Origin of the sequence: Streptomyces sp. NPDC050085 (genome assembly GCF_044460595.1) — a bacterium.
GTDB lineage: Bacteria > Actinomycetota > Actinomycetes > Streptomycetales > Streptomycetaceae > Streptomyces.
On sequence record NZ_JBITJZ010000001.1, the window covers coordinates 883,357 to 899,093 of the forward strand.

A 15,737-nucleotide genomic window follows, 5' to 3' on the forward strand; every position below is an offset into this window, starting at 1 on the left:
CACCCTGCGCTCGCTGTACTGACGGGCGCCCCCACAATCGGCAACTTCCGGAAAGAGACACGGCGTTGGGCTACACCGAACAACACGAGTGGCACGAGCACTACGCGAGCGGCAAGAACTTCCGCCCCCTCGGCGCGGACGAGCGCGCCCTGCTGGCGCGTCTACTGCCGGCCCGGCCGGGCGCCCGCGCACTGGAAGTCGCCTGCGGCACGGGGGAATTGGCACTCCATTTGGCCGATCACGGCTATGCGGTGGACGCGGTCGACTACGCCGCGAGCGCGATCGAACGCGCCACCGCACTGGCGGACGACGGCGCGGCTTCGGTGCAGTTCGCCCTCATGGATATCGAGAACGATCCCCTCGACCTGCTGCCGCACCTGCACTACGACCTGGTCATCATGCGGCAGGCGTACGCGTTCCTGACCGACCGGGCCGGCACGATGGACGCGCTGGTCTCGCTGCTCGCCGTGGACGGCACGCTGTGCGTGATCACTCCGCATGCGGACCGGGTGTCCGCCGCTCAGCGTGACATCGCCCTGGACGAGGCGGAGATCAACATCCTGAGCGCCCGCTGGAAGGAGGTGGTGCGCGAGGAGTCCGGCCCGCTGACCGTCCTGGTCCTGCGGGATCCGGTCCGCAATCAGGTCACGTATGCCGACAAGGCGCGGCCCGCCCCGAACGCGGTCACCGGGGCCGGCGTGGTGGTCCTCGATGAGGACGGGCGTCTGCTGCTGGGCCACTCGGTGCGCGGGCTGCTCGAACTGCCGGGCGGCAAGAACGAGGCCGGCGAGGACTTGCTGGCCGCCGCGGTCCGGGAGTTGAAGGAAGAGGCCGGGCTCATCGCCGATCTCTCGCAGGCCCGTCTGCTCGCCCTGTTGATGGGCTCCACCCATGGCATCCCGTGGATGACCGCCGCGGCCCTCATCTCGCGCCATACGGGAGTCCCCGAGGTGCGCGAGCCGCATCTGATCCGCCGCTGGCAGTGGTACGACCCGGCCGAACTCCCCCGGCTCGGGCGGAGCTTGTTCACGCCGAGTGCGCACGTCATCGACACCGTCTGGCCGGGCCTGCTGCCCCATCTCCCGCCTGTGCACCGCCACCTGTTCAAGGCCAGCCCGCGCCAGGAGAACACCGAGCGGCAGCGGGAGGGGCAGGCGCTGCGGCATGCGATGGTCGACCGGCTTCAGGAGCAAGGCCATCTGCGCACCCCGCCCGTGATCCAGGCGTTCGCGCGCGTTCCGCGGCACCGCTTCGCCCCTGCCGCACCCCTTGAAGAAGCGTACGGCGACGACAAGGCGCCCATCACCCGCCGCGACGGCGAGGGGCGGCCCACCAGCTCGGTCTCGGCCGCCTGGCTCCAGGCTCGCATGATCGAGAAGGCGCAGATCGGGCCGGGCAGCCGGGTGCTGGAAGTGGGCTCGGGCGGCTGCAACGCGGCCTATCTCGCCGAAATCGTCGGCCGGCACGGACAGGTGGTCAGCGTCGACATCGACCCGGTCGTCTGCGAATCCGCGCGCCGGCTGCTGGCCGATACCGGCTACCCGGACGTTGAAGTCCGCCTCGGGGACGGCCGCAGCAGCGCCCTGTGCGCGGGGGCGGGTCGGGACGCGGTCCTGGTCACCGTCGAGGCCCGCGATATCGCCCCCGCCTGGACGGCGGCCCTGGCCGAGCAGGGCCGCCTCGTCATCCCCCTCACCTTGCACGGCTACACCTGGGCGCTCACCCTCGAAAAGCGCGGCGAGCTGCTGGTCGGCGACGGCGACTGGACGGTGTGCGGGTTCGTCCCCATGCAGGGACCGGTGCCCGAGGTCCCTCAGATCGCGCTGCATGCCGGGCTGATCCGGCTGCGCCGGGAGGACGGCCCGCTGCCCGAGCACGACCTGCGCGCTCTGGACGCCGCGTTGAACCTGCCGCGCCACGAGCACCACACCGGCGTCACCATCGGCGGCATGGTGCCCTTCGACCAGCTGATGCTGCATCTGGCCTGCACCCTGGACAACTTCGTCCGCCTACAGGTGGACCCGGGCGCCGATCACCCCCAGGTGGAGCCGCCCAAGGGCTGGAACCGCGCCGCCGTGGTCCACCACGACTCCTTCGCCTACGTCGTCACCGAAAGGACCGAGCAGACGGCCGCCGACGGCACGGGAATGTGGGAGTTCATCGTCCACGCGTTTGGCCCACACGCACGGCAGGCCGCCGCGCGGATGACCGAGGCGGTCCGGACCTGGGACCGCGACCTGCGCGATCACCCGGGCCCCCGGCTCACCGTCCTCCCGGCCGGCACGCCAGATGAGGAACTCCCCCCGGGAGCGGTCATCGACAAGCCGCACTGCCGCATCGTCGTCGACTGGTCCCCCGCCACCCCGGCGGCCGACAAGGCACCAGGCCACAAGGAGGGGCCGGCATGAACCCGACCCGGTCGTCATCTGAACCGGACACCCCGCAGTCCCCTGCACCTGTGTGCGAGGGGAGCACCGTCCCGCCCGTGGATCTTTCCCCGGAGATTGCTGGTCAGTCCGGCTATCCGAATCTGCGGAATAGTTCATGCTCAGCGTCGAAGGGAGAGCCCGAGGCCCACAATCGGGTCAGTCGCGGGCCTTTGGGACGGAGCAGTCAGCGTCGTGCTCGATTCAGAGGGAGTCGTGTCGCTGCGGCTGCGGCGCAGCCGCCGATGGCGATGGCTACCCATGCAGCGAGTCCGAGCCAGATCAGTGTGCCGCCGACGCCTACGACGATCAAGGCAAGGAGAGAGGGGAAGAGCCAGGGTGGCAGTCCTCGCGCCTGCGGGGCTTGGCCGCCTTTCCAACCCAGGAGGTTCGACATACGTTTCTCCGCTCTACGTAAGCTGGTTGACGAGGCAGCCCGCGGCGGCGACGGAGACGTAGCCCCAGGGGCCACCAGCGAACTTCACCATGCGCAGACCATTGCGGGCGCGTTGAATGTTGACCGAGACGTGGTGAGCCTGAACCGGAACGTATGCAGCGAGTGCGCCAACACCACACTTCTTCGCGCGATCCTTCACCCAGGACCCCGACCTTTTGATGATCTTCTTCCAGTTCCAGGTGAAAGGGTTCCACCAGGGGTCGGCGACGACAGGGAAGTCGGTGTCCTGGTCGAAGGCGATGGTCTGGATGAGGGTGCCATTTTCGATGCGGTAACTGGTGGGAACCGAAGCGCCGTTCGCGTCCTTGGCCCAGGGGGCGTCGAAGGCGCCGATGACATCAGCGTCCTCAGTGCCATCAGCGAGGACCAGGACACTGCCGTCGTCGAGTTGTTCGATGACGGCTCCGTCAGGCAGATCGAGGTCGAAGCGGTACTCGTGGGCGGCGTCCGCATTCTTGACGGTGATCAGGGAGCGAACCCCACCGCCAGCGGTGGGCTGGACAGCGAGGTCGGTGTTCTTGGCCGCGTCAGGGTAGACGATGGTGCCGTTGTCACTCGTGGCGCCCTCGGTCTTGGTGGTGGCAGGCAAGCCGATACCGATTCTGGAGCCGTCGGCGGCGGCGCTGACGGGCGCGTCTGCGGTGGCCGGGGCGGTGATCGTGCTCTGCTCGCCATCCAGGATGGTGATCGCCTGACTGGTCCCGTCGGCGAGCTGGTCGCTAGGGGCGATGTCGGCGGTTCCAGTGACCTGCTCAACTACCCTGGCGGCGCGTTCAGTCGCGGAGCCGCCGTTGTCTGCCATGGCGGCGGGGGCGATGCCGAGCATGAGGGCGCCGGCGGTAGCAGCGGCTATGGATCTGGCAAGTGCGCGGTGACGGAGTGTCACAGGGCCTCCCGTTGTGCGGCTTTGGCAGTCATAGCGGCGTGGGGTCAACGGGAGAGAAGCCACCCGAGCCGCCACGACCATGAGGTGAACCTGGCATACGGGATAAGCGTTTTGGAAGGTTCTGCTCTGAATCAGGAGGAAAGTGAGGGCTTTAGTCCTGACGTCCCGTCATGTCGATCAACTATCGGCAACTGGAAAGCGGCGGGGCCCACGTCAAACGACGTGGAGTTGTGTGGACCAGACCGCAAAACAAGTCCGCCCATACAGCGTCTTGGCGGATGCGGTGGCCGTCGGCGGGCCGCCGACGGCCAGTTCAGCGGTGGATCGTCTCGACGATGTAGGCCGCGTGGTCAGCGCCAGCGATGCGCGGCCAGGTGTCGGCCGTGGCCTGACTCAGGCCGAGCAGGTGGCTGACGACCACGGCGGGCATTCCCCCCGCGAGTTCCACCAGGGCGGTGCTGCGGGCGATGCGGGTGGGCCACGCCGTTGAGCAGCACCAGTCGGGCGGCGCCGTGAGGCAGGTCGGCCGTCGTCACGCTCCCTCCCTTTCAGAGGCGCGTGAATCGTGCAGCAGATGAGAGATCCACGGCAAGAGGGCTGGTCTTCGCCCCTCAACTTCATTAAGCAGGAGGTACGTTGATGCCGCAGGTACCGAGGTCGCCGGATCCAGATTCGCGCATCGGATGCAATTCCCCGGGGACGGTCAACGTCCGCGCCTGGAACGACTATGGGCGCTTTCAGCTCGATCGCGGCTATATGCCGGAGGATGCCGACCGTGTCCACTGGGGACCGAAGCCCGGCATCGGCCCCGGCGACAGCATCCTCGGCCCGCTGCACGGGCGGCGGGTGCTGGAAGTGGGCTGCGGAACCGGCCGGTTCGCCGCCCACCTCGCCCGCGACCACCACGCCGTCGTCGACGCGATCGACCTCTCCCCCACCCAGCACCAGCGCGCCCAGACCCGGTACGGCGATATAGCCGGGGTGCGGTACCTGCTCGGCGACGCCGTCACCCACCTGCACACCGCCGACCCGTACGAGTTGGTGTTCTCGGTGGAGTCGCTGGCCTATGTCGACCCGCACCGCGCTCTGCCCGCACTGCGCCACAACCTGCCCGCCGGCGGGCGGCTCGTCTTCTCCGTCCTGCACACCGACCTTGACGAGCGCGGCCCCAGCTCCACGCTCGCCCCACGCGAACAGCACATCCGCCTCAAGAACCGGCCGCCCGCGCCGGTATGGATGTGGGTGCTCACCCCACTGCTGTGGCAGGACCTACTCGACGAGGCCGGCTTCACCGTGGACCACCACGACCTCCTGACCGTGCCCGACGCCGACAATCCGGTGACGTACCAGCTCATCCAGGCCCGCCGCCGCACCGACCGCCCGCACGCCGCCGGCCGTGACAGCGGCGCATCGGACGGGGGTGCCTGATGCGGCTGCTGCGTCGCCCGAAGCCCGGCCCGCCCGTGGTCTCGGACAGTGAACAAGAGCTGTTCGGCGGCCCGTTACGTCATGACGCCGGCTGGAGCACACACGAGTACGCCCGGCTCGACCTCACCCTGCGCAGTGCGCTGAAAGCCCTGCCCCACCTGGTAGCGACAACCATCCGCCTGGCCTGGCGGGCCGACCGGCGCGCCCTGCTCACGGTCGGCATCACCGAAGCCGGTCAAGGTATCGCGGCCGCCCTGAAACTCCTGGCAGCCAATGCCGCGCTGCATGCCGTCGTCGCCGCCGGCAATGACGTACACCAACTGCGCGCCGCCGTGCCCGCCGCCGTCATGATCGCGGTGGTGCGGACCGTCAACTCCTTGCTCGCCTCCAAGTCCACCGCCGCGGCCGGAACGCTGGAGCCGAAGGTGGAGCGCGCCGCCCAGGAGCAGTACCTCACGGCATGTCAGCGTGTCGAGCTGGCGGCCATCGAGGACGGCGCGTTCAGGGAGCTGATCGACCGGGCCCACTACGGCGCCACCGAGGCCCGTCACATGATCGGCTCCAGCGTCGCGGCCATGAACAGCGTCCTGTCCCTGGTGGCCGCCGCCGGCGTCCTGTCGGTGCTCGACCCCATCTTGCTGCCGATGCTCATCCTGATCGTCGCACCGCGCGGCTGGGGCGTGATGCGGGTGGCCCAGGAGCGCTATTTCTCGACCATGACCTGGATCGAACACCTGCGGGCCAGCCGGGTGTTGTCCCAGCTGCTCACCTCCGTCACCGCCGCCCTGGAAGTCCGCGTGCACCGGGTCGGACCGTTCCTGCTGCGCCACTTCCGCGTCATGTCCCACACCGCGGAGAAGGAGCAGGCGCGCCTGGCCAAGGACAAGGCGGCCACCGAACTCATCGCCGATGCCCTGTCCGGCCTCAGCTACGCGCTGACCGTCACGATGATGGGCGTGCTGTGCCTGACGGGGCACATGGGCGTCGCCGTCCTGGGCACCGCCATCATGGCGATCAACGCGGGGTCGGCCAGCATCGGCGCACTGGTGAGCACCATGAGTCAGCTCCACGAACAGTCCCTGTATGTGCACGACCTGACCGAGTTCCTGGAGCGTGCCGAAGAGTTCGCCATTCCCGAGGGCGGAGTGCCGCTGCCCGAGCGCCCGCGCACCATCCGCCTGGACAACGTCACCTTCCGCTACGCCGGCCGCGACAAGCCGGCCCTCGACCGCGTCTCCCTCACCATCGAGCTGGGCAGCGTGATCGCCCTCGTCGGACCGAACGGATCTGGCAAGTCGACGCTGTCCCGGCTGCTGGCCGGGCTGCACCTCCCGGCCGAGGGCGGCCACGCCTACTGGGACGACGTTGATGTCGCGGACGCTGATCGCCAGCACCTCTTCGACCACGTCAGCCTCCTCACCCAGACCTTCGAACGGTGGCCCTTCAAGGTCGCCACGAACATCCGGATCGGCCAGCCCGAGCGGGACGCCACCCCCGAGGCCCTGCACGCCTCGGCCCAGTACGCGGGCGCGGATCAGGACATCGCCGCACTGCCACGCGGTATGGACACCCTGCTGGGCAGGAACTTCCGCGGTGCCAGCGACCTGTCCGGCGGGCAGTGGCAGAAGATCGCCTTGGCCAAAACTCATTTTCGGCTCGCCTGCATGATGATCGTCGACGAGCCGACCTCCGCGCTCGACCCTGAGGCCGAGCAGCGTGCGTTCGATCAGATCCTGGGTCTGGCCGGGCCCGACCGCATCATCGTCCTGGTCACCCACCGCATGGCTGCCGTCCGCCACGTCGACAAGATCTTCGTCCTCGACGACGGACACCTGATCGAGGAGGGCAGCCACGCCGACCTCCTGGCCGCCCGGCCCGCCAGTCGGTACGCGCAGTGGTACCGGCTGCAGGCAAATCAATACGACCAGCAGATCCCGCACCAGAACGGTCACAGCACGCCTGCCCGGCCCGCCGCGCATCCCCGCGGAACCTCAACTGGCCCTTAATTCGCCCTCGTTCACCCACGCGCCCGGGGCGGACATCGACGCGACCGCCCCGCCCCCTGCCCGCCATGCGAACCCGCTCTTGGAGGTGCCTCCCGCATGTTTGCCGCTCGCCCCGCCCTCCGTGCGGCCCCGACGAGGCGCCGACGCCGTTCCGCCGAAACGCCGCCCGCCCCCGCAACTGCCCTGCTCCACAACCGCTACCAACTGCCCACGCTGCCCGACGCCCAGCGTCTGCAGGTCACCCCCTTGCGAGCCGAGGACACCTACACCGGCCAGGAGATCGTGCTGGAGTCCTTGCCGCTGCCCGAGATCCTCGTCCCGGACGGCGACGCCGCTCCACATGGCGTCGATGCCCCGGAGATTACGGCAGTCGCCCAGGCCCTGACGGCGGCGCGCACGGTCATCGCGCTGCCCGACCATCCGCGGCGAGCGCAGGATTTCGACGTCTTCACCGCCGACGGCGCGATCTGGATCGCCGGGGAACTCCTCGACGGGCGCCCGCTGGCCGCCCTGCTCGCCGACGGGCCACTCACCCTCTACCGGGCGGCGGAGATCGGGCACGGCATCCTGAACGCGCTGCGCCCCCTGCACCATCTGGGACTTGCTCACCTCAACATCACTGCCCACAGCGTGTGGATATCCGGCGACGGCGGCGTCACGCTGACCGGACTCGCCCACGGCATCGTGCAGGACATCCTGTGTGGCTACGGCCCTGTTGCTGCCGAACACGCCGCGCCCGTCACCGAGTCCCCGCCCGATCGACAATCCGGCAAGTCCGCAGCAGCGGCGACGGCGGGCCGCGCCCCCGCGACCGGCCGCGTGGCGGCCCCGGGCGCGGGTGCCGGAACGGAGGCGCTGCGCGCCGACGCTCAGCGCGATGCCCGCCATAACGCGCCTGCCTGCCCTGCCTCGGCCCGCGCCGCGGCGGCCCCTCCTGCTTCACCGACGCCTTCGCCCGCGCCCACGGCATTCGCGTACGCGAGACCGGTCGGCGCGCGGGAGGCCGAGCGGGCCCGGCAGGCACGGCTCATCATGGTCGGCGCGGTCACCGAACGGTGGGCCCCGGAGCAGGCTGCCATGGCGCACCCGGTGTGGCAGCTGGCCCCCGAGATCACACCCGCGACCGATCTGTGGGCGCTCGGCGCCCTGCTGTTCCGTACCGTCCACGCCCACGCCCCCTACCCCGAGGACGATGCGCACGAACTGGTGGAGATGGTGTGCGCGGAGCCGCCCGCGTACGCCGAGGATGCCGGCCCGCTGCGCCCGGTCATCGAGGCCCTGCTGCATACCGATCCCGAGCAGCGACCCACCCCGGCCGAGGTCGAGGGATGGCTGGGCTCGCTGCTGCGGAGCGCGCCCGAACCCGCCCGGCCCCCGATCGCCGTGGAACAACCCATCGGCGCGGCGGGCCGGTTGCCCGTCCTGCGCCATCGCGGGCCGCTGATGCCCTGGCGGCGTCCGCGGCCACCGGCCGTCCGACACCGGGCCCAGCACGCCGCCCGTCGCCGGTCCCGTTCGCGCCGGCCGGTCCTGATCACCGCTGTCACCGTGCCGCTCGCACTCACGGCGGGCGGCCTGTGGATCGTGCACGGCACGGTCGGCGCTCCGACCGCTGCGAGGCCGCGCGCGGGGGCCTCGGCCACCCCCGGCAGCGCAACAGCCCCTGCCGTGCGGCCGTCAGCCAGCGCCACACCCGTCCCCGGCTTCCGGCTCCACCAGGACCGGGCCGGCTTCACCATCGCTGTTCCTGCCGGATGGTCACGTCATGCCGGGCGCGGCGGCCAAGTGCGCTTCACCCACGGCGAGTTCACCATGATCGTCACCTCCGCACGGTCCTCGGAACACGGGCCCGGCCACGGGCGGGATCCGCTGGCCTATCAGCGCATCGAGCGCGAACTCGACGACTACCGCCAGGCCGCCTGGGGCACGGCCAGCGGTGAACGAGAGATCACCATCGGCACCAGCCAGCACTGGGCCGAAGGCCGCTACACCTGGAAGACCACGCACGGCGCCACCGTGCTCGCCCTCAACCAAGTCCGCGTCATCGACGGCCGTTTCCACGTCCTGCAGATACGCGGCCCGGCCGCCGAGCAGGACCGGATCACCGCGATCTACACGCAGGCCACCGCCACCTACACACCCCGCCACCGCTGACCCGCACCGACCGCCGGGAGACACACCGTGCGTATCGCCAACCTGAACGCCTACAAACTCAGCCCCCGTGACCGGGGCACACCGTCCTGGGTCGCCCGGGTGCACGCCATCCAGGAGATCGCGCCGGACGTCCTCGCGCTGCAGGAGATCGTGGTCGACGAACGCACCGTCAACCGCGACGCCTGGGACCACGTCGCCGCCGCCTTGATCCACGACCTGGCCGACGCCTGCCATCTGAGCGCGCGCATCTCCGCGAGCGCCGGATACCCGCACGGCACCGCCATGGCCGCGAACTGGCACCGCCCCTGGTGGACCGCCCTCCTGTGGAATCCCGCCACCGTACAGCTGGCCGAGGGTTCCTACCGCCCCTACGGTGCACCGGACTTCTGGCACGGCTGCACCACCGGCATGTTCGACATCGGCGCCCACGAGCCGATCAAGGTGGTCAGCTACCACGGCGACCCGTTCCGCCCCAACTTCCGGCGCGACGAAGCGCTCCGCCTCAAAGGAATCTTCCGCACGACCGGCGGTGTGGTGCCCGGGGTCTGCTGCGGCGATTTCAACTCGATCTCCGCAGCGCGCGTCGGCGAGGGCGAGGGGCCTGCCGGGCAGCAGCGCTACTACGACCCTGAGCCGTACGTGGAGATGCGCCACGACGATCTCGAATACCAGCTGCTGGACGGCACGCTCGGCACGACGCAGCTGGCGGACCGGCGTCAGACCGAAGCCCTCTTGCGCAACGGGTACATGGTCGACGCCGCGGCCCACCTCCAAGCGCCGTGGCAGCCGACGGTCGGGCACTGGAAGGACGGCGACGGCGACCCGGACCCCTGGGGGCAGCGGCGCATCGACCTGATTCTGGCCACCCGACCCGTCGCCCCCGCACTCACCGCCTACCGGACCCACCACACTGCCGCTGCCGAAAGGGCCGCCGACCATCTGCCCGTCTACATCGACCTACAGCCCGACTTGATTGCCCGCACCGCGTGATGCGCGACGCCACTCGGCTTCCCACCAGCACCGCCCTCACTCTGGCCGCGGCAACCACACGCGCTGCACGAGTTGCACGGTGCATTCACGGGATGTCCAGTACGTCGTCTGCAACTCCCCTGCCCTACACCGATGAAAGGTACGGAAACTGATGCGCGTCTTCATGGCCCCGGACAGGATCTGGCAGAAGCCCGGGGCCTCGCAGGCCGACCGGGGACGCCCGCACGTGCTCTGGACCATGCAGGATCACCCGCACGTCCTCGGCTATTTCCGCGAGATCCGACAGATCCTCGCCCCCTACACCGACATCGTCACGCCGATCGCCGAGGACGATCTCCACTGGACCATCCAAGGGGCCCACGCCGTCGACATCGCCGGCGACCGCGTCGGCGCGCCGCAGCTGGCCACAGCGGCCAAGGCAATCGGACACGAGCTGTCCGGCATCCAACCGTTCGAGGTGACCATCGGCCCGGCCGCACTGAGCCGCTCCGCCGTCATGGTCCGCGTCCTGCCCCGCACCCCGGGCCGGGACGTCTTCGCCGACCTGAGCACCGCGGTGCGCACCGGACTGACCGCCGCCGGGCTGACCATGCCCGCCGCGCCGAAGATCCCGCACGCATCGGCCGCGTACGGCGCCGCCGACACCTACAACGACCCGCAGCTGGCACGGCACTGCGACGACCTGGCCTCCGTCCTGATCCACGAGGCCCGGCACGAGGTCACCGTGACCGTCGACACCCTGCACCTGGTCATGGAGACCCAGGACGTCGCCGGCAATACGTATCACTTCGACCGCGTCCACGACCTGCCCCTCGGGCAGCGCTGAAACAGAGGAGTCACGGTGCAAAAATTCACGCCCTCCTGGCGGGGCCGGCCCTGGGAAGACGGTTTCGCGGCACTGCACGCCTACCTGGCGCCCCGGGCCGGGGTCGACGACGAACTGCTCGCTCTCGCGCACGCCTGTCGACCCGCGATGCTGTCCTACCCGATCGACCCGGCGATCCCCGCCGAACCCGGCACCCCCGGAACCCTCCACGTGACCATCGAAATGATCGCGGATGTGCCGGCCTGCGACATCAGCGTCCGGGAGCGTGACGTGCTGATCGACGCGCTGCGCAAGGAACTGGCCGATGTGGCGCCGTTCGTCGCGGAGCTGGGCCCGCCGCTGGCGGGACGAGCGGGAGCTGTTCTGGACGTCTGGCCCGACGGGCAGGTCCTGGCGCTGCAGGAGCGCGTGCGAGCAGCGATCCGGGCCACCCGCGGCGAGGCCGCGCTGGTTCACTCCGGGGGCCGGCCCCACTGCTCCTTGGGCTACAGCAACCCTCGGGAGTTGCATCAGACGGGCGCGAACGCCCTGGTCGGGAGGTCACAGGCCGACGCCCTGACACTCCGGGGAGCCTACTCTCTAGCCGTCTGACCTGCCACTCTTGATACCTCTTCCCGTCTGATGCAAGATACGCCCATCAGGCGGGAAAGGGATTTTCGTCGTGCAGCGAACCGTGGACTTGGCCGGGTCGGCTCACCTTGAGCTGGTCTCCGGGGTCATTCAGCTGCGCCCCGAGGACGCCATGTTCGACGCCATGCTGCGCGGCTGGCGGAACCAACAACTCGCCCGCAACCTCAAGGCGAAGACGATCAGCGACCGCGAAAAGCTGATCCGCAGGTTCCTCAAGTTCGTGAACGACTACCCCTGGGCGTGGGCCCCGGCACACATGGACGAGTGGTCGGCCCAGCTCACGAGCGAAGACCACCTCTCGCCCTCGTCGGTCCGGAACTACCAGGGAACCGTCCGGCTGTTCACCGAGTTCCTCATCGATCAGCGCTATGGGTGGGCGCCGGCGTGTGAGCAGGCGTTCGGCACCTATCCCGTGGCGATCTGTCACGAGTGGAATACGCTGCCTCACCTGCAGGACTACGAGGGAGACCCCGAAGCCCGCCCGTTCACCCGCGAAGAACTGCAGCTCTTCTTCGACTACGCCGACGAGCAGGTCGAGCGCGCGATCCGCGCAGGGCGCAAGGGGGCGCTGGCCGCCTACCGGGACGCCACCTTGTTCAAGGTGATCTACGGGTGGGGGCTGCGTCGCACGGAGTGCTCACGGCTGGACCTGGTCGACTTCGGGCGGAACGCGAAGGCGCCTCAGTTCGGCAGGTTCGGCACGCTCAACGTGCGCTATGGCAAGGCAAAGAAGGGGCAGCCGCCGCGCCGACGGAACGTGTTGTCCTTGATGGACTGGGCCGTCGAGGCGGCCGTGGACTATGCCGAGAACGTCCGTCCGCGCTTCGGGTTTCCGGATCAGCCCGCGTTGTGGATTACCGAGCGCGGGGGCCGTCTCCAGCCCAGCTCGATCAACGATCGGTTCGAGACCTACCGCGACGCGCTCGGGCTCCCCAAGGAGTTGGTCCCCCACTCGCTCCGCCACTCGTACGTCACGCATCTCACGGAGGACGGGGTAGACCGGATGTTCATCCAGCAGCAGGTTGGCCACGAAAATAGCAGTTCGATGGCCACGTACACCCACGTCAGCGACGACTACATGAACTCGGCCCTGCAGCGGGCCCTGGCCCCGGCCTTCGCCTGAGACCGCTGCCGAGGAAGGACGTCCCGATGCCCGCAGCGAAGCTCGACTACCTGTGGCACCTGCGCAAAGTCATGGCCGAGCACGGCATGTTCAACACCAGCGACCTGATCCCGTTGCTCGCCGAGCGCGGCATCACGCTCTCGTCCAGCCAAGTCTACCGACTGGTGACCGAGCGCCCCGAGCGGCTGAGCATGAAGGTCTTCATGGCCCTGCTGGACATTCTCGACTGCCGGATGGAGGACCTGCTCGAGCCTGTCGCTGGGGCGGGGACGGTGAGCACCCCGAAGAAGAAGGCCGCCTCGGCCGGCAACAGCGCTCCGGAGCCGGGGCTGGGAACTCTGCGGCCCAAACGGGCCCGCATCACCGGAATTGAATGATGGCCATAGACATAGAACAGTTGATCGCCGACGATCCACTCGGCGCTGTCGTACAGCAGATCGCGCATGTGGAACACGGCCTGTCCACCGAGCAGATCCGGGAGGTGGCGCAAGCCGTGCTGCGCGGCCCCGCACCACGACGGCGGGTCGCGCGGGAGGTGCGGGACAATCCGCAGGTCCTGGTCACCGGCCGCTCCCCGTCGATCTGGGCGGTGGGCAAACTGCTGGCGGCGCTCGCAAAGCGCGGAGCCGGGCAGTTGGCGACACCACGGTGCTGTGACTGCGATCGTGAGATCGTGACGCTGTGCAGTCGCAAGGGCGGCCTGTGGGCCTGCGGCAGTTGCAACCGGCCCAAGGTGGAATGCGCGTCCTGTGGCACCCTGGCACTCGTCAGCAGCCGGGACCGGCAGGGGCGCCCGCGGTGCCAGCGGTGCCGGGACGGCGATGATCCCACCGAGGAACTGATCGACCAGATCGTGGGGCTCGATTCCGGTCTGAATCGAGACCTGGTGGCGAAGGTCCTGGAGGAATGCTCCCCCAAGCGCGCCGTGCGCCGGCGGGTTGCCTGGGCCGTCCTGGACCAGCCGGAGCTGCTGACCGACGGTGGGCACGCGGCGCCCGCTCCGTCCGTGCTTTCCTTCATCAACGCCCTTGTGGACGCCGGTGCCACTGCGGTGAAGCGGCCAGGGTGCGCCCATTGCGGAGCGACTGAGCGCCTCCGTGCGAAGCAGGACGGACTGCGGATCTGCTGGCGCTGCGAGGAGGCGGTACGTGCCGAGGACTGCTCGCGGTGCGGCAAGCACCGTAAGGTGAGTTCTCGCGATGACAGCGGCCGCCCGGTGTGTACGGACTGTTGGAGGAACGATCCCGCCAACCGTGAGCTGTGCACGGGGTGCCGTCGGCGCCAGAAGATCAAGGCCCGTACTGCGGAAGGACCTTGGTGTGAGAGGTGCAGCCCGCGGGAGGATCAGGAGTGCAGCGTCTGTGGACAGCTCACCCGGTGTTCCACATCGCGCGCGACGGGCAAACCGTGGTGCCGTAACTGCCGAGTGCGCCATATCCGGTGCGTATCTTGCGCTGCAGTATCGCCGCTCAAGGGCGGAACACTTGCTGCCCCGCTTTGCGCCAGGTGTCTGAACCCGGATCCGGACTTCTGGGATCGCTGTCCTCTCTGCGAGACGACGTGGCAGTTCGGCACGGAACCCTGCCAACGGTGTCTGGTCGACCAAAAGCTCGGTGATCTTCTCGGAGGCGGCGCTGACGTCCCGGTGGAACTCGTGCCGTTCCGGCGCGCGCTGGTGGCGGTAGAGCGTCCCGACCACGCCATGGCCTGGATGTCCAAGCCGAAGGTCCACGCGTTGTTGACTGCCCTGGGTAAGGATCCCCGCCCGGTGACCCACGCACTGCTCGACGAGCTGACACCGGGCAAGACCTTGGACTACCTGCGCGACCTCCTGATGGCCACGGGATCGCTGCCCGCCCGAGATCAACGCCTCGCCAACCTGGAACGATGGATCAGCGAGAAGCTGGCCGGGCGCGAGGACCTCGAAGAGCGGCGGATCCTGCACGGATACGCAGTCTGGCACCATCTGCGCCGACTGCGGCAACGCGTGCGCGGACACCAACTGACAGTTGACCAGGACCACAACGTCCGTACACACGTCAATGCCGCTGTCCAACTCCTCGACATTCTTCAAGATCGCGGCGTGCTACTGAGCGCATGCACCCAGAACGAAGTCGACGATTTCCTGGCCCACCACGCGACCTACCCCTCGCGTACGGCGCACTTCGTGCGCTGGGCCGTTGCTCACCGCCACGCTCACAACCTCACCGCCCCGGCCACCCGGTGGGTGGGCCCGACCGGCCCACACGACGAGGACCGGCGGTGGGAGGTCGCGCGACGGCTCCTGCACGGGGACGACGCGCCGACGGCTGACCGGGTCGCCGGCCTGCTCCTGCTGCTCTACGCGCAGCACGTCAATACCATCCGCCACCTCACTGTTGACCACGTGCGGCACGACGGCGGCCAGTGGAAGATCATGCTCGGCGACCGCCCGATCATGCTGCCCGCGCCTCTCGATGTCCTGATGGAGGAGTTGATCACGAGTCGACGCGGCCATTCACTCGTCGATGCGCCGGGAGGATGGCTCTTCCCCGGACGGGTCCCAGGTCGGCCGCTCAGCCGTGACCAACTCGTCCTGCGTCTTAGGGCATTGGGTGTCATTCCGCGACAGGATCGAGCCACGGCCCTGTTCACGCTGGCCTCTCAGGTTCCGGCGGCGATCTTGGCGCGCATGCTGGGCATCCACCGTGCGGTAGCCGTGCAGTGGCAGCAGGCCAGCGGCGGGGACTGGGCGGCGTACGCGGCCGACGTTGCCGCCCGGCCGGTACGCACCAACCCAACGAACTGACGTAGGTCAGCAATTGGGATGCC

The 15,737-nt window shown here is 69.2% G+C and carries 11 protein-coding genes; 10 read left to right on the forward strand and 1 reads right to left on the reverse strand.

All coding sequences use genetic code 11. The features are described 5' to 3' along the window. The first annotated feature begins 65 nt into the window (after positions 1-65). Positions 66-2,408, forward strand: a complete 2,343-nt coding sequence (fxlM, locus tag ACIBUY_RS03585) for a methyltransferase, FxLD system (RefSeq protein WP_399151594.1) — start codon at positions 66-68, stop codon at positions 2,406-2,408. A gap of 428 nt (positions 2,409-2,836) precedes the next feature. Here fxlM and ACIBUY_RS03590 read toward each other — a convergent pair whose 3' ends face one another. After that, a complete protein-coding gene (locus ACIBUY_RS03590) occupies positions 2,837-3,709 on the reverse strand; it encodes a hypothetical protein (protein WP_399151595.1) in 873 nt (290 codons plus the stop codon). 816 nt (positions 3,710-4,525) lie between these two features. Here ACIBUY_RS03590 and ACIBUY_RS03595 point away from each other — a divergent pair. From ACIBUY_RS03595 to ACIBUY_RS03635, 9 genes are all read left to right on the forward strand, one after another. Then, positions 4,526-5,197, forward strand: coding sequence for a class I SAM-dependent methyltransferase (locus tag ACIBUY_RS03595; protein WP_399151596.1), 672 nt, complete (start codon positions 4,526-4,528; stop codon positions 5,195-5,197). Then, entirely contained in the window at positions 5,197-7,203 is a 2,007-nt protein-coding gene (locus tag ACIBUY_RS03600) for an ABC transporter ATP-binding protein (RefSeq protein WP_399151597.1), read from the forward strand. The genes ACIBUY_RS03595 and ACIBUY_RS03600 overlap by 1 nt, the downstream gene beginning before the upstream one ends. Before the next feature lie 96 nt (positions 7,204-7,299). Next, positions 7,300-9,357 carry a hypothetical protein gene (locus ACIBUY_RS03605; protein WP_399151598.1) on the forward strand — a complete coding sequence of 686 codons (2,058 nt, stop codon included), beginning with the start codon at positions 7,300-7,302 and terminating at the stop codon, positions 9,355-9,357. Between the two features lie 27 nt (positions 9,358-9,384). After that, positions 9,385-10,347: an endonuclease/exonuclease/phosphatase family protein gene (locus ACIBUY_RS03610; RefSeq protein WP_399151599.1), complete on the forward strand. Its 963-nt coding sequence runs from the start codon at positions 9,385-9,387 to the stop codon at positions 10,345-10,347. 151 nt (positions 10,348-10,498) lie between these two features. Continuing rightward, entirely contained in the window at positions 10,499-11,173 is a 675-nt protein-coding gene (locus ACIBUY_RS03615; protein WP_399151600.1) for a 2'-5' RNA ligase family protein, read from the forward strand. A 15-nt stretch (positions 11,174-11,188) separates the two neighbouring features. Next, positions 11,189-11,764: a 2'-5' RNA ligase family protein gene (locus ACIBUY_RS03620; protein WP_399151601.1), complete on the forward strand. Its 576-nt coding sequence runs from the start codon at positions 11,189-11,191 to the stop codon at positions 11,762-11,764. A gap of 70 nt (positions 11,765-11,834) precedes the next feature. Next, positions 11,835-12,926 (forward strand): tyrosine-type recombinase/integrase, encoded by a 1,092-nt coding sequence (locus ACIBUY_RS03625; RefSeq protein ID WP_399151602.1) that lies wholly within the window; start codon positions 11,835-11,837, stop codon positions 12,924-12,926. A 26-nt stretch (positions 12,927-12,952) separates the two neighbouring features. Further along, positions 12,953-13,303: a helix-turn-helix domain-containing protein gene (locus ACIBUY_RS03630; protein WP_399151603.1), complete on the forward strand. Its 351-nt coding sequence runs from the start codon at positions 12,953-12,955 to the stop codon at positions 13,301-13,303. Next, on the forward strand, positions 13,300-15,714 hold the full coding sequence (locus ACIBUY_RS03635; RefSeq protein ID WP_399151604.1) for a site-specific integrase: 2,415 nt from the start codon (positions 13,300-13,302) through the stop codon (positions 15,712-15,714). The genes ACIBUY_RS03630 and ACIBUY_RS03635 overlap by 4 nt, the downstream gene beginning before the upstream one ends. Positions 15,715-15,737: the final 23 nt, after the last annotated feature.